At 72.7% G+C, this 26865-nt stretch carries 22 protein-coding genes; 9 read left to right on the top strand and 13 right to left on the bottom strand.

Annotation, left to right across the window (positions count from 1 at the left end):
* Positions 1-139: 139 nt before the first annotated feature.
* Both VFZ70_12165 and VFZ70_12160 read right to left on the bottom strand, forming a co-directional pair.
* Positions 140-1498 (bottom strand): 8-oxoguanine deaminase, encoded by a 1359-nt coding sequence (locus tag VFZ70_12165; protein ID HEX6256552.1) that lies wholly within the window; start codon positions 1496-1498, stop codon positions 140-142.
* An 11-nt stretch (positions 1499-1509) separates the two neighbouring features.
* On the bottom strand, positions 1510-2868 hold the full coding sequence (locus VFZ70_12160) for an NCS2 family permease (GenBank protein ID HEX6256551.1): 1359 nt from the start codon (positions 2866-2868) through the stop codon (positions 1510-1512).
* 273 nt (positions 2869-3141) lie between these two features.
* Here VFZ70_12160 and VFZ70_12155 point away from each other — a divergent pair, with 273 nt between their 5' ends.
* The 6 genes from VFZ70_12155 to VFZ70_12130 all read left to right on the top strand — a co-directional run bounded on the left by VFZ70_12155 (position 3142) and on the right by VFZ70_12130 (position 10589).
* Positions 3142-4011, top strand: coding sequence for an FAD binding domain-containing protein (locus tag VFZ70_12155; protein ID HEX6256550.1), 870 nt, complete (start codon positions 3142-3144; stop codon positions 4009-4011).
* Positions 4008-4511, top strand: coding sequence for a (2Fe-2S)-binding protein (locus VFZ70_12150; protein ID HEX6256549.1), 504 nt, complete (start codon positions 4008-4010; stop codon positions 4509-4511). Before VFZ70_12155 ends, VFZ70_12150 begins: the two co-directional genes overlap by 4 nt.
* A complete protein-coding gene (gene pucD, locus VFZ70_12145) occupies positions 4504-6849 on the top strand; it encodes a xanthine dehydrogenase subunit D (protein ID HEX6256548.1) in 2346 nt (781 codons plus the stop codon). The genes VFZ70_12150 and pucD overlap by 8 nt, the downstream gene beginning before the upstream one ends.
* A 4-nt stretch (positions 6850-6853) precedes the next feature.
* Positions 6854-7744 carry a urate oxidase gene (gene pucL, locus VFZ70_12140; GenBank protein HEX6256547.1) on the top strand — a complete coding sequence of 297 codons (891 nt, stop codon included), beginning with the start codon at positions 6854-6856 and terminating at the stop codon, positions 7742-7744.
* Positions 7745-7785: 41 nt separating this feature from the next.
* Positions 7786-8829, top strand: a complete 1044-nt coding sequence (add, locus tag VFZ70_12135; GenBank protein ID HEX6256546.1) for an adenosine deaminase — start codon at positions 7786-7788, stop codon at positions 8827-8829.
* A 239-nt stretch (positions 8830-9068) separates the two neighbouring features.
* Entirely contained in the window at positions 9069-10589 is a 1521-nt protein-coding gene (locus VFZ70_12130; GenBank protein HEX6256545.1) for a GGDEF domain-containing protein, read from the top strand.
* Here the strand turns inward: VFZ70_12130 and VFZ70_12125 are convergent.
* The 4 genes from VFZ70_12125 to VFZ70_12110 form a co-directional block, all read right to left on the bottom strand.
* A complete protein-coding gene (locus VFZ70_12125; GenBank protein ID HEX6256544.1) occupies positions 10549-11118 on the bottom strand; it encodes a hypothetical protein in 570 nt (189 codons plus the stop codon). The two genes, VFZ70_12130 and VFZ70_12125, sit on opposite strands and share 41 nt — an antisense overlap.
* A 77-nt stretch (positions 11119-11195) precedes the next feature.
* Positions 11196-12329, bottom strand: a complete 1134-nt coding sequence (locus VFZ70_12120; protein ID HEX6256543.1) for a Coenzyme F420 hydrogenase/dehydrogenase, beta subunit C-terminal domain — start codon at positions 12327-12329, stop codon at positions 11196-11198.
* A 247-nt stretch (positions 12330-12576) separates the two neighbouring features.
* The gene (locus VFZ70_12115; GenBank protein HEX6256542.1) at positions 12577-13443 is read right to left on the bottom strand and encodes a universal stress protein; all 867 of its coding nucleotides are present in this window, start codon (positions 13441-13443) and stop codon (positions 12577-12579) included.
* 61 nt (positions 13444-13504) lie between these two features.
* Complete coding sequence (locus VFZ70_12110; GenBank protein HEX6256541.1) at positions 13505-14785, bottom strand: hypothetical protein; 1281 nt, start codon at positions 14783-14785, stop codon at positions 13505-13507.
* 164 nt (positions 14786-14949) lie between these two features.
* On the opposite strand from VFZ70_12110, the gene VFZ70_12105 reads away from it, so the two are divergent.
* Positions 14950-16065 (top strand): sialidase family protein, encoded by a 1116-nt coding sequence (locus tag VFZ70_12105; protein HEX6256540.1) that lies wholly within the window; start codon positions 14950-14952, stop codon positions 16063-16065.
* Positions 16062-16400, top strand: a complete 339-nt coding sequence (locus VFZ70_12100) for a hypothetical protein (protein ID HEX6256539.1) — start codon at positions 16062-16064, stop codon at positions 16398-16400. Before VFZ70_12105 ends, VFZ70_12100 begins: the two co-directional genes overlap by 4 nt.
* Before the next feature lie 36 nt (positions 16401-16436).
* On the opposite strand, the gene VFZ70_12095 is transcribed toward VFZ70_12100, so the two are convergent.
* From VFZ70_12095 to hutH, 7 genes are all read right to left on the bottom strand, one after another.
* On the bottom strand, positions 16437-17459 hold the full coding sequence (locus VFZ70_12095) for a sigma-70 family RNA polymerase sigma factor (GenBank protein ID HEX6256538.1): 1023 nt from the start codon (positions 17457-17459) through the stop codon (positions 16437-16439).
* Positions 17460-17575: 116 nt separating this feature from the next.
* Positions 17576-18814, bottom strand: coding sequence for a kynureninase (gene kynU / locus VFZ70_12090; protein ID HEX6256537.1), 1239 nt, complete (start codon positions 18812-18814; stop codon positions 17576-17578).
* A 35-nt stretch (positions 18815-18849) separates the two neighbouring features.
* The gene (gene hutI, locus VFZ70_12085) at positions 18850-20055 is read right to left on the bottom strand and encodes an imidazolonepropionase (protein HEX6256536.1); all 1206 of its coding nucleotides are present in this window, start codon (positions 20053-20055) and stop codon (positions 18850-18852) included.
* Positions 20052-21386 carry a formimidoylglutamate deiminase gene (locus VFZ70_12080; GenBank protein HEX6256535.1) on the bottom strand — a complete coding sequence of 445 codons (1335 nt, stop codon included), beginning with the start codon at positions 21384-21386 and terminating at the stop codon, positions 20052-20054. The genes hutI and VFZ70_12080 overlap by 4 nt, the downstream gene beginning before the upstream one ends.
* Entirely contained in the window at positions 21383-22606 is a 1224-nt protein-coding gene (locus VFZ70_12075) for an allantoate amidohydrolase (GenBank protein ID HEX6256534.1), read from the bottom strand. Before VFZ70_12075 ends, VFZ70_12080 begins: the two co-directional genes overlap by 4 nt.
* On the bottom strand, positions 22603-24276 hold the full coding sequence (hutU, locus tag VFZ70_12070; protein HEX6256533.1) for a urocanate hydratase: 1674 nt from the start codon (positions 24274-24276) through the stop codon (positions 22603-22605). The genes VFZ70_12075 and hutU overlap by 4 nt, the downstream gene beginning before the upstream one ends.
* A complete protein-coding gene (gene hutH / locus VFZ70_12065; GenBank protein ID HEX6256532.1) occupies positions 24273-25838 on the bottom strand; it encodes a histidine ammonia-lyase in 1566 nt (521 codons plus the stop codon). The genes hutU and hutH overlap by 4 nt, the downstream gene beginning before the upstream one ends.
* Positions 25839-25939: 101 nt before the next feature.
* Here hutH and VFZ70_12060 point away from each other — a divergent pair, with 101 nt between their 5' ends.
* Positions 25940-26728, top strand: a complete 789-nt coding sequence (locus tag VFZ70_12060) for an IclR family transcriptional regulator (protein HEX6256531.1) — start codon at positions 25940-25942, stop codon at positions 26726-26728.
* Positions 26729-26865: the final 137 nt, after the last annotated feature.

The raw sequence follows: 26865 nt of genomic DNA, 5'->3' as shown, positions 1-26865 counted from the left end.
CGATGACGAGGTCGTCGAGACAGGCGTGCACGAGGCCCTCCCCAGGGTCGACGTTGCGTTAGCAACGCCAACTCTCGGCGACCTCGCCCACGAAACGGCGCAACCTCGGTCGATCACACCGCCCTTCGGAATCACTCATCTAGGCGATCAGCCGCGCGGCGAGGCGGTTGTGTTCGGCGACGAGCGCGTGTTCGTCGATGCCGACCAGTCGGCCGTCGGCCACGACCCGGCGTCCGGCGACCCACGAGTGCGCGACGCGGCGCGGGGCGCACATGACGACGGCCGCGACCGGGTCGTGGCCGGCGCCTGCGAAGCCGACGTCGTCCAGGTCGACCGCGATCGCGTCCGCCGCACGCCCGGGCGCCAGGACGCCGACGTCGTCCCGCCCGAGCACCCGGGCGCCGCCGACCGTCGCCATCGCCAGCGCCTGACGTGCCGACAGCAACGGGCCGTCGCCGACACCGGGCGAGACGGCCAGCCGCGCCAGCAGGAGCGCCTGCCGGACCTCCGCCAGCAGGTGCGACGAGTCGTTGGAGGCCGAGCCGTCGACGCCGAGGCCCACCGGCACGCCCGCGCCGCGGTAGCCGGCGACGGGCGCGATCCCCGACGCCAGGCGCATGTTCGAGGTCGGGCAGTGCGCCACGCCGGTGCCCGCCGCGGCCATCGCGTCGACCTCGCCGCCGTCGACGTGCACGGCGTGGGCGTACCAGACGTCGGCGCCCTCCCAGCCGAGATCGCGCACGTAGGCCACCGGCCGCTGGCCGAACCGCTCGACGCAGAACCGCTGCTCGTCGGCCGTCTCTGCGAGGTGGGTGTGCAGGCCGACGCCCAGCTCGCGGGCCAGCGACGCGGACGCCACCATCAGGTCCGCGGTCACCGAGAACGGCGAGCACGGCGCCAGCACGACCCGCAGCATCGCGCCGGGGTCAGGCTCGTGGTGCCGCGACACGACGCGCTCGCAGTCGGCGAGGATCGTGTCCTCGTCCTCGACGACGGCGTCCGGCGGCAGGCCACCGTCGGATTCGCCCAGGCTCATCGACCCGCGCGCGACGTGGAAGCGGATGCCGACCGGTGCCGCGCCGGCGACCTGATCGTCGACGGACGAGCCGTTGGGCCACAGGTACTGATGGTCGAAGGCGGTCGTGCACCCGCTCAGCGCGAGCTCGGTCAGCCCCAGCGTGGTGGCGACCCGCACGTGGTCCGGCGTCATCCGCGCCCACACCGGATACAGCGTGGTCAGCCAGTCGAACAGCCCCGCGTCCTGTGCGCCGGGCAGCACCCGCGTGAGCGTCTGGTACAGGTGGTGGTGCGTGTTGACCAGACCGGGCAGCACGACGTGGCCGCCCAGATCGATGACCTCGTCGGCACTGTCGGGCAGCCTTGCGGTCGGGCCGACCTGCTCGATCCAGCCGTCGCGCGCGAACAGCCCACCGCCGGGGACCTCCGCGCCGGCCATGGTGACCAGCACCTCGGCGTTGCGGAGCAGCAGCGTCGGCATCGGCGTAGGGGTCAGCCGACGATGAAGAACCGCCACAGCAGCAGGGCGGCCAGCACGTACATCACCGGGTGCACATCCCGCGCCCGGCCCGAGACCGCCATGATCGCCGCGTGGGTGATGATGCCCAGGCTGATGCCGTCGGTGATCGAGTAGGTGAACGGCATGCCCACGATCGCAAGGAACCCCGGGACCGACTGCCGGTAGTCCGACCAGTCGACGTGCTGCGCGCCCCGCATCATCATCGCCCCGATGACGATGAGCACAGGAGCGGTCGCGACCTGTGGGATCGCCCCGGCGACCGGGGCGAAGATCATCGCGACCAGGAACAGCGCCGCCGTGACCACCGACGCGAGCCCCGTCCGCGCGCCCTCCTCGACGCCGGCCGCCGACTCGATGTACGTCGTGGTCGACGACGTCCCGAGCGCGGCGCCGACGGTGGTGGCCAGACCGTCGGCGGTGAAGGCAGCGCGCGGGGCCTCGATGTCGCCCTCGTCGTCCATGAGGCCGGCGCGGTCGGACAGGCCGATCAGCGTGCCGGCCGTGTCGAAGAAGTCGACGAAGAAGAACGTGAACACGACCGCGAGGATGCCGGCCTCGAAGGCACCCGCGACGTCCATGGCGCCGACGAGGTCCGCCGGCCAGGTGAATCCGATGACCCCGTCGGTGAACCCGGCGAAGGGCTCACCGTTGTAGACGGCGGCACCTGTGACGATGGCGAGCGCGGTGACCGCGATGATCGAGATCAGCAGCGCGCCACGGAACCGGAGCGCGAGCAGTGCGGCGGCGGCGACCAGACCGGCCACCGCGAGCCACAGGCCCGGCGCGGTCCAGTCCCCCCTGGTCACCAACGTCGCGTCGGAATCGGCGATGAGGCCCGCGTTCGCGAAGCCGATGATCGCGAGGAAGGCACCGATGCCGGCCGTGATCGCGTGCTTGAGGTACAGCGGGATGGCCGACAGGATCCACTCGCGGACCCCGGTCACGGCCACGACGACGAAGATCAGACCCGAGACGAACACCGCGCCGAGTGCCGTCTCCCACGGATATCCGAGCGTGCCCACGACCGTGAACGCGAAGTAGGCGTTCAGGCCAAGGCCCGGGGCCAGCGCGAACGGCAGGTTGCCCCACAACGCCATCACGAGGGTGCCGAACGCGGCCGCCATGCACGTCACCGTGACCAGCTGCGGGACCGCGCCGTCGAAGTCGATCGCCGCCGACAGGATCGACGGGTTGACGAAGATGATGTAGGCCATCGTCAGGAACGTCGTGAGCCCGGCGCGCGCCTCGGTCGCGACGGTCGACCCCCGTTCGGTGACGTGGAACCGGCGGTCGAGCCACGTGTCGGCGGTCCGCGTGGTGGTGTCGTCCATGCCGTCCCCTCCGACCCCGACGTGGGCTGCCGGGGCGTCATCCCGGCGCCACCACCGCGATCCGCCGCCGGTGGATGCCGGTAGTCAAGCACACGCGTGCCGCGCGGGACACCCATGGCATCGCGCGCCGATCTGTGCCATCGTGCACGCGTGCACGAGCAGGGTGCCGTCGACGTCAGGGTGGGCGTGGGCGGCCGGGAGACCACGAAGGTGGTGTTGAGCGGCGCCGCGCGGGGGTCCGCCCGGGAAGCGGGCGCATGGGAAGGAGCCGAGATGACGGTCGCGCGACCGGAGACGCTGGACGAGGTGCTCGCCGCGCTGTCCGATGCGCCCAACGCCGATCTGCTGGCGGGTGGCACGGACTTCATGGTGGAGGTCAACTTCGGCCACCGCCGACCCCGGACGGTCGTGGCACTCCGGCGGGTCCGGGAGCTGCGGGGGTGGCACCGCGACGACGGGATGTGGGACCTCGGCGCACTGGTCACCTACCGCCAGATCGAGCTCGAACTGGCCGGCGACCTGCCCGCCTTGGCGACGGCATCGAGGACCGTCGGCTCACCGCAGATCCGCAACGCGGGGACGGTCGGCGGCAACATCGGCACGGCCAGCCCCGCGGGCGACGCGCTGCCGCTGCTGACCGCGCTCGACGCGCACGTCGTGTGCAGCGGGGTCGAGGGGCGGCGCACCATCGCGCTGCGGGAGTTCATCACCGGTCCGAAGCAGACCGACCGACGCCCCGGCGAGGTCATCACGCGGGTCCGCTTCGACGCCTGCGAGGGACCTCAGCAGTTCCTCAAGATCGGCCCGCGAGCCGCGATGGCTATCTCGACGGCCTGCCTGGCGCTGGTCGCCGACACCGACGCCCGGCGCGTGCGCGTCGGTTGCGGATCGGTCGCGCCACGACCCATCCGTCCCGACGAGGCCGAGGCGTTCGCGTCCGAGGCCCTCGACTGGGAGAGCGGGGCGATCGCCCCGGACGACGTCGCGACGTTCGGGCAGATGGTCGCCGGCGCGGTGACGCCGGTCACCGACCACCGCGGCACGGCCGGGTACCGGTCGCACGCGATCGGCGTCCTGGCGCGTCGCGCGCTCGAGCGCGCCGCACGGGAGCTTGCGGACCACGGCACACAGGAGGCACGGTGACCAGGCACGACACGTTGCGGGAGGAATCGGTCGCCTACGGCCTGCACATCAATGGTCGCGACCACGCTGTGCAGGCCGGCTGGCTCGGCGAGAGCCTGCTGTACGTCCTGCGCGAGCGGCTGGGACTGCCCGGCGCGAAGAACGCCTGCGAGCAGGGCGAGTGCGGCTCGTGCTCCGTGCTGCTCGACGGCGTGCTCGTCTGCTCGTGCTGCGTCCTGGCCGCCGACGCGGTCGGCAGCGACGTCCGCACGGTGGAGGGCATGGGCGACGACGGGGAGCTGACGGATGTGCAGCAGGCCTTCCTCGAGGCGGGGGCGGTCCAGTGCGGGTTCTGCATCCCCGGTCTGATCGTGGCGGTCCACGACCTGCTCGACCGCCGTCCCGACGCCGACGAGCTCTCGGTGCGCGAGGCGATCAGCGGCAACCTGTGCCGCTGCACGGGGTACGGGCGGATCCTGGCGGCGGTCGCCGCGGTGCAGCGGGAGCGGGCCGGTGCGTAGCGGGCAGCGAAGGCGGACGACGACGGCGGCGCAGGCGTCGGCGACGGGCACGACGACGCGGGAACGGGTGGGCGGAGGCATCGGCAGCGATGCCGAACGCCCCGACGGCGTGCCGAAGGTCCAGGGCCGGTTCGGCTTCAGCTCGGACGCCTTCGCCGAGGGCATGCTGTGGGGTCGCACCCTGCGCAGCCCCCACGCCGCGGCGCGCATCCGCTCGATCGACACCTCCGGCGCCGAGCAACTCGACGGCGTGGAGGTGGTGATCACCGCCGCCGACGTGCCGGGACGTGCGACCTTCGGGCTGGAGCACCCCGACCAACCGGTGTTCGCATCCGACGTGGTCCGCTACCAGGGCGAGCCGGTCGCGGCGGTGGCCGCGGTCCACCCTGAGATCGCGCGCCGCGCCGTCGAGGCCATCGCGGTCGACTACGAGCCCCTCGACCCGCTGATCGACGCCGAGGCCGCCGTCGACGCCGACCCCATCCATCCCGACGGCAACGTGGTGCGCCACATCGAGATCGTGCACGGTACGCCCGACGAGATCACGGGCTCCGTGGTCGTCGAGGGCACATACGAGATCGGCATGCAGGACCAGGCGTTCATGGGTCCCGAGTCGGGTCTGGCGATCCCGGACGGCGACGGAGGTGTCGACCTGTACATCTCGACCCAGTGGCTGCACGTCGACCGTGACCAGGTCGCCGCGTGCCTGGCCCTGGAGCCCGAACAGGTGCGGTTGACGCTGTCGGGGGTTGGCGGGGCCTTCGGCGCGCGGGAGGACGTCAGTCTGCAGGTCCACGTGTGCCTGCTGGCACTGCGCACCGGACAGCCGGTCAAGATGGTGTACTCACGCGAGGAGTCGTTCTTCGGCCACGTGCACCGCCACCCGGCCCGCATGCACTACCGCCATCACGCCGACCACGACGGGACGCTGGTCAAGGTCGAGGCGTCGTTGTGGTTCGACGGCGGCGCCTACGCGTCGTCGTCCACCGCCGTCATCTCGAACGCGTGCTCGTTCGCCCCGGGCCCGTACCGCGTCGCCCACGCGCACGTCCGGGGCTGGGCGATGCGCACCAACAACCCGCCGTGCGGCGCCATGCGCGGGTTCGGATCGGTCCAGGTGTGCATGGCGCACGAGGCGCAGATGGACAAACTCGCCGCCGCGCTGGACATCGACCCGGTCGAGCTGCGACTGAGCAACGCCCTGCGCACCGGGGACCAGCTGATCACCGGACAGCGGATCACGGGAGTGGCGCCGGTGGCGGAGTGCATCCGTGCCGCGGCCGACGCGCCCCCGCTCGACGACGATCGTGACGAGCCGCTGCGGTTCCCAGGCGGCACCGGCCGCACCGCCGACCGCCACCACGTGCGCCGTGGCACCGGGGTGGCGGTGGGCTTCAAGAACCTCATGTACTCGGAGGGGTTCGATGACTTCTCGACGGCGGCCGTGCGGCTGGAGGTCGGCGCCGACGGCGCGCCGGTCGCAACGGTGCACTGCGCCGCGGCCGAGGTCGGGCAGGGCTTCGTCACGCTGGCCCAGCAGATCGTCCGCACCGAGCTGTGGGCGCAGGTCGTGCACCTGCACCAGGCCGACACGGCGATCGGCTCGGCGGGCTCGACCAGCGCGTCGCGCCAGACGTGGATGAGCGGCGGCGCGGTGCAGGGTGCGTGCGACCGGGTGCGTGAACGCCTGCTCCAGCGGGTCGCTGACAGGCGTGGGATCGACCTCACGGGGGCGCGCCGCGAGGTGCTGGCCCTGCGCGACGGCGAGATCCGCCACGTCGACGACGGCTGGTCGGTCCCGCTCGGCGAGGCGTTGGAGGACGGGCCGGTCGAGGCGAACTACGAGCACCACCACGTACGCACCGACCCGTTCGACGAGCGCGGACAGGGCGACGCACACGTGTCGTTCGTGTTCGCCGCGCACCGCGCCGTGGTCGACGTCGATCCCGAGCTGGGGCTCGTGCGCGTCCAGCAGCTCACGACAGGCCAGGACGTCGGGCGCGCGCTGAACCCGCGGGCCGTCATCGGCCAGATCGAGGGCGGCATCGCCCAAGGGGTGGGACTGGCAGTGATGGAGGAGATCGTGCTCGACGAAGGCTGCATCGCGAACCCGTCGTTCACCGACTACCTGATCCCGACCGCGCTCGACATGCCCGTCGTCGATGCGACGCTGATCGAGCAACCCGAGCCGGGAGCACCGTACGGCGCCAAGGGCGTCGGCGAGCCACCCACGATCTCGTCGACGCCGGCCGTCGTCGCCGCGATCCGCGACGCCACGGGCCTCGACCTGCGACGGGTGCCCGTCCGCCCCGACGACATCGCGCTGCGCAGGAGCTGACGCCATGGGGATCACGCTCGGACACACCCAGTACGGCAAGGCCGAGAACAGGGTCGTCCGGCTGCTGCGTGACAACGACCCGCACCGGATCTGCGACTACAGCGTGAGTGTCAGCCTCGCCGGCGACTTCGACGCGGCGCACCTGGACGGGGACAACCGCAACGTGCTCCCGACCGACACCGCGAAGAACACGACCTTCGCGTACGCCGCGCACGACGACGTCGCGCAACCCGAGTCGTACGGGCTGGCGCTGGCCCGTCACTTCGTCGACGACGTGGAGCCCGTCTCCGGCGCCCGCATCAGCATCGATATGTTCCCGTGGACGCGGCTGAGCCACGGTGGCTTCCCCCATCCCCACGCGTTCGTCCGTGCGGGCAGCCACATCCGCACCGCGTCGGTCGCCTACGACGGCACGTCGACGTGGGTCGTGTCCGGGATCCGCGCCATGACGGTGCTGAAGACGACCGACTCGGAGTTCGAGGGGTTCCACACCGACGCCTACACCACGCTCGAGCCGGCGAAGGACCGCGTGCTGGCCACCACCGTGCGCGCCCAATGGTGGCACGCCGCCGACGACCGCGACTGGGACCGGTCGTTCGACACCGTCCACGCCACCATGCTCGACACGTTCGCCGGCCACTACAGCCGATCGCTCCAGGAGAGCGTGTACCTGATGGGCGAAGCCGTGCTGACCGCAGATCCCGGCATCGCGGAGATCCGGATCTCGTGCCCGAACTCACACCACTTCACGTACGACCTCGGCAGGTTCGGCATCGACAACCCCAACGAGGTGTTCCACGCCGACGACCGCCCGTACGGGTTGATCGAGGCGACGATCCGTCGCGAGGACGCGCCCGTCCCCGGCCCGGCGTTCGATCCCGGACAGGGCTGGTAGCGGCGACCTCCAGGTGTCGACGAGGGGAGGATGGCATGGGCATGACCGAGGCGGACCGCGCCGTGCTGGACGCACTACCCAAGGTCGACCTGCACTGCCACATCGAAGGGACGATGCGTCCGGCGACGGTCGTCGAGCTGGCGGACCGCAACGGTCGCGAGCTGCCGACCCGCGACCCGACCGAGCTGTACGCCTACACGAGCCTCGACACGTTCCTCGACGTGTTCTGGCTGGTGCAGTCGATGCTCACGACACGGGACGACTGGGCCCAGCTCGCCCGCGAGGCCGTGATCGATCAGGCGGCCAGCGGGTTGGTCTACGGTGAGCTCTTCTTCACGCCCGCGCGGCACCTCGACGCCGGCCAGGACCTGGCCGACATCGTCGCCGGCCTCGACGAGGGTCTGACCGCCGGCGAGCGGGAGACCGGCGCACGGGTCGCGCTGATCGCCGACATGGACCGCGCGTTCGGCGTGGCCGCCGCCGACGAGCTGGTCGATCGACTCGTCGAGTTGCGACGCGCAGGCGCGACCGGGACCGAACGGATCATCGGTGTCGGCATGGACTCGACGGAGCACGACGTCGATCCCGCCGGGTACGCCAACGCCTACCGGGCCGCGGCGTCGGCGGGGCTGCGCCGTACCGCCCACCAGGGCGAGACGATGCCGCCGTGGACGATCCGCACCGCTCTGGAGGTGCTCGGATGCGAGCGCATCGACCACGGTCTGACGATCCTCGATGACACCGAGCTGACACGCCGGATGGCCGACGACCGCATTCCGTTGACGGTGTGCCCGAGCTCGAACGTGCTGATCGCCAACCATGTCGACCGCCTCGAGCTGCACCCCTATCCGCGGATGCGCGAGGCCGGGCTGCTGGCGACCGTCAACACCGATGACCCTGCGCTGACGGATCTCACGCTGGCCGGCGAGTACCGGGCCGTCGCCGAGGCGTTCGGCTACGACCTCGACGACATGGTCGCCATCGCCCTCGACGGCATCGACGCGACGTGGCTCGATGACGACGATCGCCGCCTGTTGCGATCCCGCGTGCGCGACACGCTCGAACGGCACCGGCAGGGCACGTGAGGGCCCGGCAGCGGCGCGCCCACCACACGGACATCAGCTCCTGCCCGGTGTCACCCTCGCGGGACACGTCGAGCATCATCCGTCGCCGCTGGCCATCGAACCCCACGCCGCGTGCGTGTGCTGTCCGCAGACGGGAACGTGGATAGCGCAACGCGCGGACCCACGCACCGACCACCGCCGGCCGACGGACGGCGGGAGCGCCGGCGGCGGGGACCGCACGAGCGATCAGGTTCGAGGCGATGATGCACACTGAGGGTGGACCGGTCGACGACACGATGGACGGCGACGCCGCGATGGAGGAGCGCACCACCGACCAGGACGCCGTGCTGCACCGGTTGGCGGCCCACCTGGCCGTACCCGCCGACGCCCTCGATGCCTTCGTGTTCCGTCGCGTCGACGGCGGAAGGATGGTGCACCTCGGAGGCCGCGGGCGCGCCGTGGGCTGGGCCGGCGTCGTGGATGTGACGCTCAACGACGAGCAGCTGCTCCACGAGGCGTGGACGACGGCGCGGCCCGTCCGGCATCGCCATGCCGAGGCGCGTCGGGTGTTCGGCCCCTACTGGGCGCGGTCCGCCGTGGTCGTGCCGTTGCCACCCGACCACCTCGTGGTCCTCGGTGGCACGGGCCGCATCGACGCGCCGGACGAGATCATGACGCTGGCCGGCGAACTGGTCGACCACATCGGCGAGATCTCACCGGCCAAGCGGCTGGCCGACGAACTGGAGGTGCTCCACGCGGTCCGGCGCATCGCACAGATCGCGCAGACCGATGTGCAGGCCGCGGCGGACGACATCGTCGCCATCGCCGCGGGCGCCCTGTCGTGCGAGCTGGCGGCGCTGTGGATGCCCGAGCCGGAGATGCTCGCCGTGGTCGACACGACGAGCGGACCGACCCGTGTTCCCGCCGCGGCCGACGCACTTGCGCCGGCGATGGCCCGCCTGCTGGCCGACCGTGACACCCTGCCGCACTGCCAGCAGGACAACGCCACCCGTCCACTGCCAAGCCCCCTGGGCGCCGACAGCCCGGTCGTGGCGTGGTACGCGGTGCCGATCGCCGGGCCGCCGGACGGGTTGCTGCTGCTGTGCCACACGACCGCCAAGCCCCGGGGCTTCACGCTGCTGTGCCAGCAGGTCGGGCGCAACATCGCGGAGGCCGCGGCCACACCGTTGGCGACCGCGCTGGCCCAGGAGCGCCTGGCTGCCCGGCTCGCGCAGGTCAGCGTCGAGGCACGTCAGGATCCCCTGACCGGTCTGGCGAACCGGCGCGTGTGGCTCGAGGCGGTCGCCGAACTGTCGGCCGACCGCCGCCGGCACGAGGTCGTCGTGGCGATGCTCGACGTCGACGGGCTCAAGCAGATCAATGACGAGCTCGGACACCGGGTCGGCGACGACGTGCTGCGCGCGGTCGCGCACGCGCTCCAGCGCTCGGTCCGCGAGGGCGACGTCGCCGCCCGCCTGGGCGGCGACGAGTTCGCGGTGCTGCTGCGTGACATCGACGACGCGGCGGCCCGCCCGATCATCCGCCGGATCACCGAGGCGATCGATCAGCTGCCGCCATTCGGCGCGCGCCGCGCGTCGGCGTCGCTCGGTTGGGCGCACGTCGCGGCTGACGGCCACCTCGACGACGCGCTGCGCGCGGCCGACCGCGCGATGTACGCGGCGAAGCGTACGCGGGCGGCGGCGACCACCGCGTCCGGCGTCGCGCGATCTGCGGGGCGGCTCAGAGGAACCGTGCCGGGTCGAAGCGCTCCAGGGGGATGATCCGGACCCGGGGCAGCGGCGCGGTGAAGCAATCGACGTCGTCCTCGAGATCGAAGAAGTCGAGCCCGTCGTCGATCAAGCGGCCGAATCGGGAGTTGACGAACTCCCGGGACCCGAGCAGACCGATCCTGCGGACACCGTCCAGGAGGTTGACCACGTGGTCCACGAAGTCCCCGTCGTGGCTGGCCAGCAGCACGTCGCCCTCGCGCTCGCGGATGGCCTCGAGCGTGCGCTGGATGCCGATGTCGACGACCTTCTCCCCGGCGTCACCGGCCAGTGGGATCGGGCGGTAGCTCATCGCCAGGAGCGCCTGCACGAAGCTCATGGGCAACTGTCCTGACGACGCGTTGAGGAAGAACAGGGCGTTGACCGGCTGACCCCACACCCGGGCCGCGAAGTCGCGCACCTGCTCCCATCGGGGGCGTTCCTCGGGCTGAGGCCGCCGGCCGAGCACGCTCGAGCCCAGCGTGGCGTCGATGTTCTCGCCATCGACGAGGAGATACGTCGTCCGTCCACCTGGTTCGTCCACGTCTTCGATGCTATCCGGCGACGGCGCGGAGCCGATGGCGCCACGATCGGTGTCCGGGGCCAGGGCGCGACGGCTGGTCAGGTCGCGTCGACGACCGGAAGCAGCGCGGGAGCGCGGCGGTCGGTGGGCAGGTCGTCGGCGGGCCAGCGCTTGCGGGACCTGCGCGACAGCGCGCGCAGCAGCTTCATGGCCACCGGGTCGTCCTCCGCGGGCTTCGCCTCGATCAGATCGGCGTCGATGACCCCCGCCATCCATTCCTCGCCGCGCTGCGTGCGCACGAGCGTCAGCGTCCAGTCTTCGTCGGCGCCGATCCCGCCGACCGAGATGTCGGCGTGCTCCGCGGCGAAGTCCGGGCACTTCAGGCAACCCGGACGCGTGTGCGGGTGCAGTTCCTTCAACGGGATCTCGTGGTACCCACCGTCACGGGTCCACACCATGTACCGGCCCTTGACGTTGATCTTGGTCACGTCGGCGACGTCGATGCCGTGCTCGGCCAGCACCGTCTGCTGCCCGTCGTAGGTGAAGGTCTTCGAGCACAGCAGGCCGATCGTGAGCGCCAGCTTGTTCTTGTACTTGTTGACGCCGTAGGCCGACACCGTGCCGTTGATCGAGGCCTGACACGACATGCCGACCAGCGCGACCTGCTTGAGCCGCTCGTCCGCGGCCTCCTCCAGGGCGAGGGGGTTCGCCGAGTACGTGTACCGCGACCCTGCGGTGGCCAGCACGTCGTCGCGCGTTCGCGCCAGGAACGGCGCCGAGTCGAACGGACCACGCTCGTCGACGATCCGCGACACCGCGGCGGCCTCGATCAGGCCCTGTTCGAGGCCCCAGATCAGCAGGACCGACACCAGCCCGCCATCCTGTCCCGCGTCATGCACGGCGGCGTCGGTCGCGCGGCACAGCAACAGGGACCGCGCGATGCCGTACACCTCGTCGGGCTCCCGCGGCCGGCCGAACAGCTCGACGTCCAGATCGGACTCCCACGCGCGGAAGCGGGGGCACGCCCGCGTGCAGATGTCGCACCCGCGGTCGCCGATCCAGCATCCGTCGAAGGCGTTTCCCTCGCCGATCTGCACCGGCCAGTAGTCGTCGGTGTAGCCCAGCACGTCCCGCGGGCACGCCATCACGCACGCCGCGCATCCGGTGCACAGCCCAGTGTCGACGACCTCGTGGTACAGCTCGTGCCAGTGGACGTTGTCACGGTCAGCCACGCGATGCCTCCTCGACGGACGGGCGGAGGGCCACAGCCCTGGCCGAGAGTGAGCTGAGAATCGCACTGCCTCCGACCACCACACGATGTCCAGCGGGTCCATGATGCGCTGGCTCATCAGCGCACCGCAAGGGGGTCCGGTACCGATCAGCGCGCGGATGGATCGGTCGCGGCGGTCACCGCTGGCCGACTGCGTGCACCGTCGAGGGGCGCACCGCCACCATTTCCCGTTGTCCGGCAGCGGTCGCCTACCGTCCCACCAGCGTCGCGGGCGCGTGTCGGACCATCTGGTCGCTGACCGATCCCAGGACCGCGCGGTCGACCGCGTCGATCCCGCGCGATCCCACGACCGCCAGCGCGGCCCCCGAGTTGTCGATCTCGGCGAGCAGGCGCTTGACCGGGTGTCCCATGACGACCTGCGTGTCGACGCTGAACCCTGCCGCGCCCAGTCGCTCCGCGGCGCGCTCGGCGTGCTCGCGCGCCGGAGCGAGCACCTCGGCCTCGACCTCGGGCGACGGCGCCCGGGTCGCGTAGCCGGTGTACGGCGGCGACAGCCTCGGCGCGAGCAGCTTGGCCGCCGCGAGGACGGTCACCGGGCACCGTTGCGCGTCCAGCAGCTCCGCCGCGACGTCGACCGCGCGCATCGCATGGTCCGAGCCGTCGACGCCGACGACCACCCCGGCCGAGGTGCCGTGGGGTGCCTGATGCGTCACCAGCACCGACATGGGCGCGGTGTGCAGCAGGCTGGTGCTGACGCTGCCGAGCAGACGGACACCGAACCACCGCACGCCGGAGCCCATCACGATCAGCTGCGCGTCGACCTCGCCCGCCAGCGCGATGAGGGTCGCCGCCGGTCTTCCGTCGTGGACGGCGCCGTCGGCCTCGAAGCCGGCCGAGCCGAGCTGTTCGACGGCCCGGTCGACGGCCTCGTCCGCCGACCGGCGGCGGGCCTCGTCTGACCGGAGCGCGGCGCCGAGGTACCGGAGCTCGGGCAGCCCGTCCGCCACCACAGACGCGGCGGTCACCTGGACACGTGCCGGGTCCGCGAGCAGTTCGAGCAACCGGCCGGCGTCCAGGGCCGCGGCGCCTCCATCGGTTGCGTACACCACTCGCATCACAGGCTCGAATCGTCGACGGGGCGGTCAGCCGGTGGAGCATGATAGGGGACGCGGCGCATCACGTGCTCGACACCCGACGGATGGCATAGCTCAGCGCGAGGAATGGCTGGCCGAACAGCGTGAAGGTGTGCCGGGCGGACAGACGTCCGCCGACGACGCGCACGTCGAGCGTCTCGGCGAACCCGTCGACCGACAACGCGGTGAGCCGGTCGGAATCCGGATCGACGTACGTGAGGTAGTGACCGGGGTGCGCCAGTTCGCTGCGGCTCGACAGCGTGAGCGATCCGTCGGCGTGGCTGTGGGGCAGCAGCGTGGCCGTGAAGCTGCCGTGGGGCACGGGGAACCCGACGCTGACGTATCCCCGGTCCGCGTCGCGGTAGGTGGTGTAGACGCCGACGTAGATCGGCTCGCCGGTGTCGGCGAACGAGCGGATCCATCCGCGGACGTCGACGACACCGTCGCGGTCGACGTCGATCGTGTCGATGCGGCTGCGCACACCGCGCAGCGCCTCGCGCTGGTTCATCGGCACCCTGGCCTGCCCGAGCGGCCTGGCGACCAACGACCGGTACAGCACGTATCCGGGACGCACCCACGCCCGCCAGTGCGGCGTGATGTCGAGCGCGAACCGGGTGGTGTGCTCGTAGAACTCGCGGACCAGGGGATCGACCGCATCCGGGTCGAAGTCGGGACCGCGCAGATCGTCCAGCGACGCCACGATCCCGACATCGCGGGCGTCCCGCACGTAGTCGCCCCCGAGGGCACCGGCGAGGGCCGCGACGTAGTCCACGCCGACGTAGGGACCGTCAGCGGCCAGCGGCACGACGAACGGGAGGTCGGCGGCCTCGACCTCCTCGGCGAGCAGGGCGACCTGCGGAGCCCGGAACGCGACGGCTGACAGGCACCGGTACACGGTCATCGTGACCGCGGCCACCATGGCGCCGTCGACGACGCCCGCACGCCGGGCCACGCGTCCGCACGCCGCACCGACCAGTGGCCCGGCCAGCACCTTCTCCGGTCGCACGCCCAGCACGCCGGCGAGTGCGCCGGTCGCCGTGGCGACGCCTGTCGGACCGAGACCGGCAGCCCGTGCCAGAAGCGCGCCGAGCGGTGCGGCCAGTGCCGCACTGGTCAGCACGCGGCTCCACAGCGCGGGGATCTCGTGCGGTCGCTGCCGTGTCCGTGCGACGATCGATGCCGTGGCGAGCACCGCCGCACCGGCGGCCGCGCCGATGACGCGCGCCATCCGGCGGCGACCGCCGGTGAGCGCGACGCCGGCCGTGCCGCCGATCACCGCGGCCGTGGCCAGCGCCGCTGGGTCGTGGGGAGATCTGTCGGCCATCGGATCCGCACCCTACCCTGCGCGCCGATCGAGCCCATCGTGGCGCACGGCGATGAGCTTCGCCCGGCACGAGCGTCTACCTGGGTGGAAGTTGGCGGGCCACCGGTGGAAGACTGCAACGACAACGGCCGGCCCCGACGATCGCGACAGGAGTGGAGCAGACGATGAGTGGCGTGCGCGTGCTGGTGGGCACCAGCAAGGGAGGGTTCGTGCTGACCGCTGACGGTCACCGGCAGAGCTGGGACGTGACCGGACCGCTGTTCGGCGGGTGGGAGGTCTACCACATGGCCGGTTCGCCTGCGGACCCGGACCGGCTGTACGCGTCGCAGTCAACCGGGTGGTTCGGACAGGTCATCCAGCGCTCCGACGACGGCGGCGCCTCCTGGGAGGCGGTCGGCAACGACTTCACCTACGAGGGAGACCCGGGCACGCACCAGTTCTACGACGGATCGTCGGTCCCGTGGAAGTTCACCCGTGTGTGGCACCTGCTGCCGTCGGACGATGACCCCGATGCGGTCCTCGCCGGTGTCGAGGACGCCGCGCTGTTCAGCACCACCGACGGCGGCAACTCGTGGTCCGAACTGCCCGGGCTGCGGACGCACACCACCGCCTCGTCGTGGGCACCCGGTGCCGGCGGGATGTGCCTGCACACGATCCTGCCGCGTCCCGACGACCCGGCGAGCATGCTGGTCGCGATCTCGTCGGCGGGGGTGTTGTCGACGGAGGACGACGGCGCGACCTGGGCGCTGGCGAACAAGGGCCTGATGTCGGAGTTCCTGCCGGAGCCCGAGGCGGAGGCGGGCCACTGCGTGCACAAGCTCGCACGGCACCCGGAGCGTCCCGACGTGGTGTTCATGCAGAAGCACTGGGACGTCATGCGCTCCGACGACGGCGGGCGGTCGTGGCGCGAGATCAGCGGGAACCTGCCGAGCGACTTCGGCTTCGTGGTCGACGTCCACGCACACGAGCCCGACACCGTCTACGTCGTCCCGATCACCAGCGACGGCGAGCACTACCCACCCGACGGAAGGCTGCGCGTGTACCGCTCGCGCGTCGGTGGCGACGAGTGGGAGCCGCTGACCGACGGGTTGCCGCAGTCGGACTGCTACGTCAACGTGCTGCGCGACGCGATGGCGGTCGACGCGATCGATCCCTGCGGTGTGTACGTCGGCACGACCGGCGGCCAGGTGTACGTCTCCCCGGACGCCGGTGACCACTGGACGCCCATCGTGCGGGATCTGCCCCGGGTGCTGTCGGTCGAGGTGCAGACCCTGCCATGACATCCGGAGAGCACCAGCCCGGACCGGACGGCACGGTGCCGATCAGGGTCGCCGTGCCCCAGCACCTGCGCACCCTCGCGGACGTCAGCGGTCACGTGGTCGTGGCAGTGCCGACGCCGGTGACCGTCGCCGCGGTCGTCGACGCGCTCGAGTCCGCGCATCCGGCGCTGGCCGGGACGATCCGCGATCGCGACACCGGGCGCCGTCGGGCGATGATCCGGGTGTACGCCGACGGCGAGGACTACTCCGACACCTGGACCGGCGCGACGCTACCGGACGCGGTCGTCGACGGGCGGGAGCCGCTGCGGCTCGTGGGAGCGATCGCAGGTGGCTGACGGCGGCGAACGCCGGGCGCCGGGCCGCCTGGGTGGCTACCCGGCGCCCGGCGTCGCGGTGACCGCGGCGTCGTCCCCGTCGTCGAGGCGGGCGGACAGGCCGAACAGCGGGAAGACCCGGTCGGTGTCGAGGAAGAACGTGAACCCGGTGATGCGGCCGCCGGACGTCTCGAGCACCTGCAGGGCCCACGGCTCGTGGCGACCGCCGGGCCCGCTGGGCCGGTACTGGCCGAACGCGGGGCGACCGTTGGCCACGGTCGGCAGCAGCCGCGAACCCCGGCATGCGGCACCGGGTCCCGCCCAGAACGCGGTGATCGTGTCCGGTCCCTCGAGCCACAGTTCGTAGGGCGGCATCGACTGCACGGCGTCGTCGCGCATCAGCGTCGCCAGTTCCGCGAGGTCGTACCGCTCGAACGCGTCGACGTACCGGGCCAGCAGTGCCTGCTGCTGGTCGTCCATCGGCGCGAACGGGTCGCCGTCGGTCAGGTGCTGGTCCTTGAGCGACGCGCGTGCCCGCTGCAGCGCGCTGTTGACCGACGCGACGCTGGCGTCGAGCAGGTCGGCCACGTCGGCGGCCGGCCACCGCAGGACCTCACGAAGCAGCAGCACGGCGCGCTGACGCGACGGCAGTCGCTGCAACGCCGCGATGAACCCCAGCCGCACCGAGTCGCGGAAGACGGCGACCTCTGCGGGATCGGCTTCTGTGGGCACGACGCGTTCGTCGGCGATCGGACCGACCCATGTGGTCTCGCCGCGCACGGCCCCGGCGTGGTCGATCGCGCCGGACGTTCCCGGTCCGAGGTCCATCGGCAGCGCGCGTCGGCGCCGGCCGCGCAGCTGATCGAGGCACACGTTGGTCGCGATGCGATACAGCCACGTCCGCAGCGACGACCGCCCGGCGAACCGGTCGCGGCTGCGCCACGCGCGCAGCATGGTCTCCTGCACCGCGTCCTCGGCCTCCGCAGCGGAGCCGAGCATCCGGTAGCAGTGCGCCGTCAGCTCCCGGCGGTGCCGCTCGAAAGCGTGGTCCAGATCGCCGCGTGCGATGGTCGTCGTCATCGCGCGCCCCATGGGATGTGGCCTGGCGGCTCGGCCGCTGTCGCGTTCATCGTTCCAACGCTACACGCCCGCGCCGCGGGCGGTGCGGGCCCACACCGGTCCATCGTCGACCCACGTCACCGCTGTGCGGACAGCTCGGCCCGCAGGACCGACATTCCGGCGTGCACCTCGGCGAAGCTGGTGCTCAGCGGTGACAGGCCGATGCGGACGCTGTCGGGCTCCCGGTGGTCGGGAATGACGCCGCGGTCCCACAGGCGGTCGACGACCTCACGGAATCCGGGTCGTCGCAGCGTCACGTGACCGCCACGCCGGGCGCTGGCGCGGGGCGAGGCGACCTCGACGCCGAGAGCCGCGAGCCACGCGTCGACCAGGTCGAGGGCGTACGAGGTCAGTCGCACCGACTTGGCCCGCACCGCTGCGATGCCCACGCCGGCGAGCACATCCAGGCTCGCGGTCAGCGGCACCATCGCCAGGATCGGCGGGGTGCCGCTGAGCACGCTGCGCAGCCCCTGCGCCGGTTCGTAGCGGGGCTCCATGGCGAAGGGGTCACGGCGACCGATCCATCCCCAGATCGGCTGACGCACGACGTCCTGCAGGTCCCGGCGGACGTACGCGAACGCCGGCGAGCCCGGCCCGGCGTTGAGGTACTTGTAGGTGCACCCGACCGCCAGGTCGACATCCCAGTCGTCCAGCGCCAGCTCCACCGACCCGACCGAGTGGCTGAGGTCCCACAGCATCAGCGCGCCGGCGTCGTGGGTGAGCCGGGTGATGGTGGCGGCGTCGGCCATCCAGCCGGAGCGGTAGGCCACGTGACTGAGCGACACGAGCGCCGTGTCGGCATCGACGACGGCGGCAACCTGGTCGGTGGTCACGCCAGTCGCGTCGTCGGTGCGGATCCACACCAGATCCAGACCACGGTCCGCCGCCACGCCCTCCAGGACGTAGCGGTCGGTCGGGAAGTCGTTGGAGTCGACGACGATCCGACGGCGGTCCGGTCGTGCGGTGACTGCGGCGTGTGCCAGCTTGTACAGCAGCACGGTCGTCGAGTCGGCGACGACGACCTGCCCGGGCCCAGCCCCGAGCGCGACGCGACCCAGCCTGTCACCTACCTGTTCCGGCCAGTCGAGCCAGCCATCGGACCACCCACGGATGAGGCGTCGGGCCCACCGGTCGTCGATGAACGCCTGCATGCGCTCGGCGGACGCACGCAACGGCCGGCCGAGCGAGTTGCCGTCGAAGTAGGCGACCACGTCGGTGTCGTCGACATGGAGGAACTGCTGGCGGTACGACGCGAGCGGGTCGGCCGCGTCGAGCGCCCGCGCGCGGTCCAGCAGGTCGTCGTCATCTGCAGTCACGGTCCGCCCTCCTCGCCGCGGCAACAGTGCCGACGCTACCCGTCGGTGTCACCGATCCGGTCGCCGGCACGCCACACTGCGTGCGGCCGCACACCCCACGACCACGCGAACGCGCCCTCGTGGTCGGCGTCCCAGGCCACGAGGTCCGCGCGCGCCCCGACCTCGACCACGCCCCGATCGCGCAGCCGCAGTGCCCGCGCCCCGCCGACCGTGGCCGCCGTCAACGCCCGGTCGACGCTCAGACCGAGGGCCGCGACGGCGAGGCACACGACCAGGCTCATGTCGGTCGTGCCGACCATCCCGGGATTGTGGTCGCTGCCGAGGGCGATCGTCACGCCGTGGCGTCGCAGCGCATCGACATCCGGCACACGGCCGACCGCGAGGGCCGTGCCGGGACACAGCACCGCCGCGACGCCGGCCGCCGCCAGGGCACGGGCATCGGCGGGAGTGACGTGCAGCAGGTGGTCGGCCGACGCGGCACCGAGCTCGGCCGCCAGCCAGGCACCGCCGGTGTGGGCCAGTTCGTCCGCGTGGATGCGTGCCAGCAGGCCGGCACGCTGTGCCGCGGTCAGCACGCGGCGCGCCTGCTCGACCGTGAAGTAGCCGGCATCGCAGAACACGTCGCAGGCGTCCGCCCCGGCCGCGGCCGCGGCGGGGATCCAGGACGTCACCGCGTCGATGTGTTCATCGGCGGTCACGACGTCGTCCGGCGGCAGCGCGTGCGCGCCCAGGAAGGTCACCTGCACGTCGGGCAGCCCGTCGGTCGCGCGCAGACCGTCGAGCAGGGCCACGGCGCCCAGTTCGCCCTCGCGGGTGAGGTCGTACCCGGTCTTCGCCTCGACCGTCGTCGCGCCGGCCGCGACCCAACGACGCAGTCGGTCACGGACCGCAGTGTGCAGCGCGTCGGCGTCCGCGGCCCGTGTGGCCGTGACGGTCGCGCCGATGCCGGTGTCGGCGTCCGAGGCGCCGTAGGGCTGGCCGGCGGTGCGGGCGGCGATCTCTGGCAGGCGCGGGCGGGTGTACACGGGGTGGGTGTGCGCGTCGATCAGGCCGGGGGTCACCAGACCGCCGGCACAGTCGATGCGGTCCTCCCAGACCAGACCATCGACGGCCGGGTCCTGGCCGGACCGCCCGATCCAGGTGATCGCACCGTCAGCCATCGCGACCGCGGCGTGCTCCACGACGCCCCGCGCCCCGCACGTGAACAGGCGGCCGATGCGGTCGAGCAGCACCCCGCTCACGGCGCCACCGCCGCGATCGCCTCCCGCAGCCGGGCACCGACATCGCCGACGCGCACGTGGCATCCGCCGGCCACGACCACCCGGCCGCCGACGATCACCTCACGGACATCGGCCGCCGTCGCGGCGAACACGACCATGGCAGCGTCGGGCGGCTCGGCAGCCGCCAGACGTGGTCCCGCCACATCGACGACGATCAGGTCGGCGAGGCGTCCGACCTCGATGCGTCCCGCGTCCCACCCCAGCGCAGCCATGCCCGCACTGGTGGCGGCCTCCAGCAGCGCGGCGGGACGATGGTGGCCGCGTCGACCGGTCACCAGGCGCTGGTCGAGTTCGATGGCACGGACCTCCTCGAACAGGTCGATGACGGCGTGGCTGTCGCTGCCGACCGCGAGCGGGCAGCCGGCCGACGCGAGCGCGGACGCGGGCCCGACGCCGTCGGCCAGGCTGCGTTCGGTGGTCGGGCACAGGCAGACGATGGTCGAGTCGCGCCCGAGCAGCGCGACGTCCTCGGGCGACACATGGGTGGCGTGCACCGCGGTCGTGGCGGGCCCGAGCACGCCGCCATCGGCGAGCAACGCGGTCGGTGTACGGCCGGTCGCGGCCGCGCACGCGTCGTTCTCCGCCGGCTGCTCCGACAGGTGGACGTGCAACGGCGCATCGCGGCCCGCGGCCCACCGGGCGACGACGCCGATCGCGTCGGCGGGGACGGCCCGAACGCTGTGGATGGCCGCGCCGATCCGCAGCGTGCGCGTGGTTGGCATCCGTTCGACGCGGGACGCCCACGCGTCGACGTCGCCGTCGCTGAAGCGGCGCTGGGTTGCGTCGAGGTCCGTGCCGAACCCGCCCCGCAGGTAGCACGCGTCGATCAGGGTGAGCCGGATGCCGGCGTCGGCAGCGGCGGTGGCCAGCGCGTGGCCCATCGCGTTGGGATCCGTGTGCACCCGTCCGTCCGGCGCGTGGTGCAGGTAGTGGAACTCACCGACGGCGGTGACGCCGGCGAGCGCCATCTCGGCATACGTCGCCCGCGCGAGGGCGTAGGACGTGTCGGGGTCCAGCCGCGCGGCGACCCCGTACATCTGGCGCCGCCACGACCAGAAGTCTCCCGGCCCCTGCTCGGTCCGTCCACGCAGCGCACGGTGGAACGCGTGGCTGTGGGTGTTCGCCAGGCCCGGCAGCACCATGCCGCCGAGATGTCGCGCTCCGGGTGGCGCGGGAACGCCGCTGGCGACAGCGGTGATGCGTTCGCCGTCCGCGGTGATCGCAACGTCGCGGGCGACATGGCCACCAGTCCCGGTCGGCAGCCATGCGTACGGTGCGAACCACGTGGTCATCTGCCGATCAGGTCCTCCAGCACGTCGGTGAGTGCCGTCACGCCTGCGGCGCAGTCGGACGGGTCGGCGTGCTCGTGTGGGCTGTGGCTGACGCCGGTCGGGTTGCGCACGAACAGCATCGCGGCCGGGACCTGCGCGGCGAGGACGGCGGCGTCGTGGCCGGCGGCCGTCGGGATGCGCGGCACCGAGGGACCGAGACGCTCCGCCAGACGGTCCACGAGCGCGGCATCGAACGTCGTCGCCGCACCGCGCGAGTCCAGGTCGACCGTGGCGGCGCACCCGTGGTGGGCGGCGGCGGCACTGACATCGCTGCGCCAGCGCGTGTAGAACCCGTCCAGGGTGGCGTCGTCGGCGGCACGCGCGTCGAGGAACGCGGTGACACGCGCCGGCACCGTGCTCGCGGCGTTCGGCGTCACGTCCACGCGACCGATGGTCGCGCGGCAGCCCAGCCGGGCCGCGTGGGACCGCGCCGCGGTGGTCGCGGCGGCCGCGACCAGCATCGGGTCGGCGCGGTCGTCCAGCGCGGTCGTGCCGGCGTGGTTGGCCTCACCGTCGACATGCAGGCGCCATCGGCCCCTCGGCCACACCCCCGCACACAGCGCCACCCCGGCACCTGCGTCGACCAGGTGGCGTCCCTGTTCCACGTGCAGTTCGACCATCGCCGTGACACGCCATAGGCGTGCGGGATCGGGACCGACGCCGTCGGGGTCGACGCGGGCGCGGCGCAACGCTGCCTCCACGCTGGTCCCCGCGGCGTCCCGACGCCCCAGCACGTCGGCGGCGACGCGACGGCCGGTCAGCAGCCCCGAGCCGAACGTCGGTGTGTTGAACCTCGCGCCCTCCTCGTCGGCGAAGGCCACGACGGCCAGCGACGTCGACCCGATCCGCACGCCGCGCCCGCGCAGTGCGTCGACCGCCGACAACGCCGACACGACGCCGAGCGCACCGTCGTACGCGCCACCGCGCACAACCGTGTCGAGGTGGCTGCCGGTCACCACGACGTCGGCGTCGCGCTCGCCCCACCACGCCCACAGGTTGCCGTTGCGGTCGGTCTCGACGTCCAGACCGCGCGCCTCCGCGGCGGCGGCGAACCACGCGCGCGCGGACAGATCCTCGTCGCTCCACGCGAGCCGCGTGCAGCCCGGGGCGTCGGCATGCGCGCCGATGCGGGCGAGGTCGGCGAGGAGCGCGGCGAACCCGGTGGTGCCGGCGGTGCTCACCGGTCGGCGTCGCCGTCGTCGAGCATCGGCATGCGGATGCCGCGCTCGGTCGCGGTGCGACGCGCGAGGTCGTAGCCGGCGTCGGCGTGGCGGACGACGCCGGTGCCGGGGTCGGTCGTCAGCACCCGCTCGAGGCGCTGCGCGCTGGTATCGGTGCCCTCGGCCACCACGACCATCCCGGCGTGCAGCGACTTGCCGATGCCCACGCCGCCGCCGTGGTGCACGCTGACCCACGACGCGCCGGCCGCAGTGTTGACCAGCGCGTTGAGGATCGGCCAGTCGGCGATCGCGTCGCTGCCGTCGGCCATCGCCTCGGTCTCGCGGTGCGGAGAGGCGACCGAGCCCGCGTCGAGGTGGTCACGGCCGATCACCAGTGGCGCGCTGACCTCGCCCGACGCCACCAGGTCGTTGAAGCGCCGCCCCAGCCGCGCCCGCTCGCCGTAGCCGAGCCAGCAGATCCGCGACGGCAGCCCCTGGAAGGCGACCCGCTCCTGCGCCAGCCGGATCCACCGGCCGAGGGTCTCGTCGTCGGCGAACTCGTCGAGCACCGCGCGGTCGGTCGCAGCGATGTCTGCGGGATCACCCGACAGCGCCGCCCACCGGAACGGCCCGCGTCCCTCGCAGAACAGCGGCCGGATGTAGGCCGGGACGAACCCCGGGTACGCGAACGCGTCTTCGAACCCGCCCTCGCGCGCCCCACCGCGCAGGCTGTTGCCGTAGTCGAAGACCTCCGCGCCCACGTCCTGGTAGCCGACCATCGCCGCGCAGTGCCGGGCCATCGATGCGTGCGCACGCTGGACGTACTCTGCGGGCTTGCGCGCGCGCAGATCATCAGCCTCGTTCAGCGTGAGCCCGGCGGGGATGTACCCGCCCAGCGGATCGTGCGCGGACGTCTGATCGGTCACGACGTCGAACGCGACGCCCCGGCGCAGCACATGGGGGAAGACGTCCGCGGCGTTGCCGATGACGCCGACCGACAGGGCGCGCCCCGCGTCGGCGGCGTCGCGGACGCGGGCCAGCGCGTCATCGAGGTCGTCCGCGAGCTCGTCCAGGTAGCGGGTCTCCAGCCGGCGCTGCGCGCGACGCGGGTCGACCTCGACGCACAGCGCGACGCCCTCGTTCATGGTGACGGCCAGCGGCTGGGCACCGCCCATGCCGCCGAGGCCCGCCGTCAGGACGGTCCGGCCACGCAGGGAGCCACCGAAGCGCTGCCGGGCCACGGCCGCGAAGGTCTCGTACGTGCCCTGCAGGATCCCCTGGGTGCCGATGTAGATCCAGCTGCCGGCGGTCATCTGGCCGTACATCGTCAGCCCGTCGCGCTCCAGGGCGCGGAAGGTCTCCCAGTCCGCCCAGTCGGGCACCAGCAGCGAGTTGGCGATCAGCACCCGCGGCGCCCATTCGTGCGTGCGGAAGACAGCGACCGGCTTGCCGGACTGCACCAGCAGCGTCTCGTCGTCGGCCAGGTCGCGAAGCGTGGCGACGATGGCGTGGAACGCTGGCCAGCTGCGCGCCGCCCGGCCGGACCCGCCGTACACGACCAGGTCGTCCGGACGCTCGGCGACGTCCGGGTCCAGGTTGTTCATCAGCATCCGCAGGGCGGCCTCCTGGGTCCAGCCCCGGCAGGTCCGCTCCACGCCGCGCGGGGCGCGGATGGTGGGGATGTCGCTCATGACGGCTCCAGTCCGAATCGCAGGGTCGTGATGCCGGTCGCGTCGGCCGCCGCGGCGAGCAGGGCGCCGTCTGCGATGACGGCCGCGACCGCCTCGATCTCGTCGGCGACGACACGGTCGCGTCCCGGTCCCGCGATGCCGGCGGCGCGGATCGCGTCCCGCGCGGCGGCGGTGCCGGGCGCAGGCTCGAGTGGGGCACGTAGATCCAGCGCACGCGCCGCAGTGAGCAGTTCGACGGCCAGCACGCGTCCGAGCCCGTCGATCGCTCGGCGCAGCTTGCGCGCGGCGGCCCAGCCCATCGACACGTGGTCCTCCTGCATCGCACTGGACGGGATCGAGTCGACGCTGGCGGGAGCGGCCAGGCGCTTGAGCTCGCTGACGACGCCCGCGGCCGTGTACTGGGCGATCATCAGGCCCGAGTCGACACCCGGGTCGTCGGCGAGGAAGGCCGGCAACCCGCCGTTGCGGGCGACGTCGAGGAAGCGATCCGTGCGCCGCTCGCTCATGCTGGCGACGTCGGCGACGGCGATCGCGAGGAAGTCGAGCACATAGCCCAACGGGGCACCGTGGAAGTTGCCGTTCGACTCGACGCGGCCGTCGACGGTGACGACCGGGTTGTCGATCGCGGCCGCGAGCTCACGGTCGGCGACGGCGGTGGCGTGGGCCACGGTGTCGCGCGCTGCCCCGTGCACCTGTGGCGCGCACCGCAACGCGTACGCGTCCTGCACGCGCGTGCACGCCGGTGTGCGGTGGCTGGCCATGACGCCACTGCCGGCGAGCAGCGCCCGGAGATGCGCGGCGGACACCGCCTGACCCGGATGCGGCCGGAGTGCCTGCAGGTCGTCGGCGAACACGGCGTCGGTGCCCAGCAGCGCTTCGACGCTCATCGCCGCGGCGACGTCGGCGGTCGGCAGCAGCCGGCGCAGGTCCCAGATGGCGAGCACCAGCATCCCGAGCATCCCGTCGGTGCCGTTGATCAGCGCGAGCCCCTCCTTCTCGCGGTAGGCCACGGGCGCGATGCCGTGGGCGCGCAACGCATCGGCGGCCGGTCGGATCCGACCGCCGGCGTCACGGACGTCGCCTTCGCCCATGAGGGCGAGGGCGACATGGCTCAACGGCGCAAGATCGCCGGAGCATCCCAGGGACCCGTGCTCACGCACGATCGGCGTCAGGCCGGCGTTCAGCAGTGCCGCGTACGACCGGACCGTCACCGGCCGCACACCCGTGCGACCCGTGGCCAGCGTCGACAGGCGCAGCAGCATCATCGCCCGCACGACCTCCCGCTCGACCTCGTCGCCCGCGCCCGCCGCGTGCGAACGGATGAGGCTGGCCTGCAGCCGCGAGCGCAGCCCGGGTGGGATGTGCCGGGTCGCCATGGCGCCGAACCCGGTCGACACGCCGTAGTGCGGCTGCGTGTCGTCGGCGAGCGCTTCGACGACGGCGCGGCTGCGCGCCACCTCGTCCATGGCGTCGTCCGCGACGCGCACCGGCACGTCGTGTCGTGCGACGCGCACGACGTCCGCCGCGTCGACCGGGCCGGTGCCCACCACCAGCGTCTGCATGGCCATGTTCGCACTGTGGCCGCAGACGGACGCGCGGCGCCACGCCTGTACGCCGCAATCTGTCTGCGATCACAGACAGGCGGCCGCATATCGTGGGTAGTGTGGAGCACCGCAGGTCGGCCGCCCGGCGCGGCGTCCCCGCCGCGCGACACACGCTCGCGATCCTGCGGGCGTTGGCCGCACAGCCGGGGCCGGTGCCCGCGGCGGTGCTTGCCCGCGATCTGGGCCTGCCGCGCTCGACGACCTACCACCTGCTCGGCGAGCTGACCGCGGCGGGGTTCGTCGTCCACCTGCCCGAGGAGCACCGCTACGGCCTCGGCGTGACCGCGTACGAGATCGGCGCCGCCTACATGCGGCAGGAACCACTCGCGCGCCTGGGCCGTCCGGTGCTGGCCCGCCTCGTCGACCGTGTCGGCCACACCGCGCACCTCGCGGTGCTGCACGGACGCGAGGTCCTGTACATCGTCGAGGAACGCGCGCCCGGCAGACCGCCGCTGGTCACCGACGTCGGCGTCCGCCTGCCCGCGCACCTGACGGCCAGCGGCCGTGCGATCCTCGCGGCGCTCCCGGTCGCCCAGGTGCACGCGCTGTTCCCCGACCGGGCGGCATTCGTGGATCGCCACGGCACCGGGCCCGCCTCGCCCACCGCGTTGCGGAGCCTGCTGCGCGACGTGCGCCGGGCGGGTCACGCCACCGAGCACGGCGACGTCACCCCGGGGTTCGCGTCGGTCGGAGCTGCCGCGAGGGACCACTCCGGCCACCCCGTGGCGAGCGTCGCCGTGACCTACCCGTCGGCGGCGGTCGACCCGGGTGCGCACCGGTGGTTGATCGATCAGGTCGCCGCCGGCGCGAACGAGTTGACCCGCCGCATCGGCGGCCGCGCGGGCTGACGGCCGCAGGCGGGTCAGCTGACCCGGTCCCGGTGCACGACGTCGATGACGGGACGACGGGATACCGACGCCACGGCCGACCGCTGTGATGCCGGGACCCGTAGGAGATCGATTCCGTGTGTCCGCGACGTCTGGAC

This window comes from Euzebyales bacterium (assembly GCA_036374135.1).
In the GTDB taxonomy this organism is placed as follows: Bacteria; Actinomycetota; Nitriliruptoria; order Euzebyales; family JAHELV01; genus JAHELV01.
This window is presented reverse-complemented; position numbering and strand designations above follow the sequence as displayed.

Excerpts from the sequence above, each read along its gene's own strand:
- VFZ70_12165 (HEX6256552.1), bottom strand. The coding sequence starts at position 1,498 with ATGCCGACGCTGCTGCTCCGCAACGCCGAGGTGCTGGTCACCATGGCC.
- VFZ70_12160 (HEX6256551.1), bottom strand. The coding sequence starts at position 2,868 with ATGGACGACACCACCACGCGGACCGCCGACACGTGGCTCGACCGCCGG.
- VFZ70_12155 (HEX6256550.1), top strand. The coding sequence starts at position 3,142 with ATGACGGTCGCGCGACCGGAGACGCTGGACGAGGTGCTCGCCGCGCTG.
- pucL (HEX6256547.1), top strand. The coding sequence starts at position 6,854 with ATGGGGATCACGCTCGGACACACCCAGTACGGCAAGGCCGAGAACAGG.
- add (HEX6256546.1), top strand. The coding sequence starts at position 7,786 with ATGACCGAGGCGGACCGCGCCGTGCTGGACGCACTACCCAAGGTCGAC.
- VFZ70_12130 (HEX6256545.1), top strand. The coding sequence starts at position 9,069 with ATGATGCACACTGAGGGTGGACCGGTCGACGACACGATGGACGGCGAC.
- VFZ70_12115 (HEX6256542.1), bottom strand. The coding sequence starts at position 13,443 with ATGCGAGTGGTGTACGCAACCGATGGAGGCGCCGCGGCCCTGGACGCC.
- VFZ70_12110 (HEX6256541.1), bottom strand. The coding sequence starts at position 14,785 with ATGGCCGACAGATCTCCCCACGACCCAGCGGCGCTGGCCACGGCCGCG.
- VFZ70_12105 (HEX6256540.1), top strand. The coding sequence starts at position 14,950 with ATGAGTGGCGTGCGCGTGCTGGTGGGCACCAGCAAGGGAGGGTTCGTG.
- VFZ70_12100 (HEX6256539.1), top strand. The coding sequence starts at position 16,062 with ATGACATCCGGAGAGCACCAGCCCGGACCGGACGGCACGGTGCCGATC.
- VFZ70_12095 (HEX6256538.1), bottom strand. The coding sequence starts at position 17,459 with ATGACGACGACCATCGCACGCGGCGATCTGGACCACGCTTTCGAGCGG.
- VFZ70_12080 (HEX6256535.1), bottom strand. The coding sequence starts at position 21,386 with ATGACCACGTGGTTCGCACCGTACGCATGGCTGCCGACCGGGACTGGT.
- hutU (HEX6256533.1), bottom strand. The coding sequence starts at position 24,276 with ATGAGCGACATCCCCACCATCCGCGCCCCGCGCGGCGTGGAGCGGACC.
- hutH (HEX6256532.1), bottom strand. The coding sequence starts at position 25,838 with ATGCAGACGCTGGTGGTGGGCACCGGCCCGGTCGACGCGGCGGACGTC.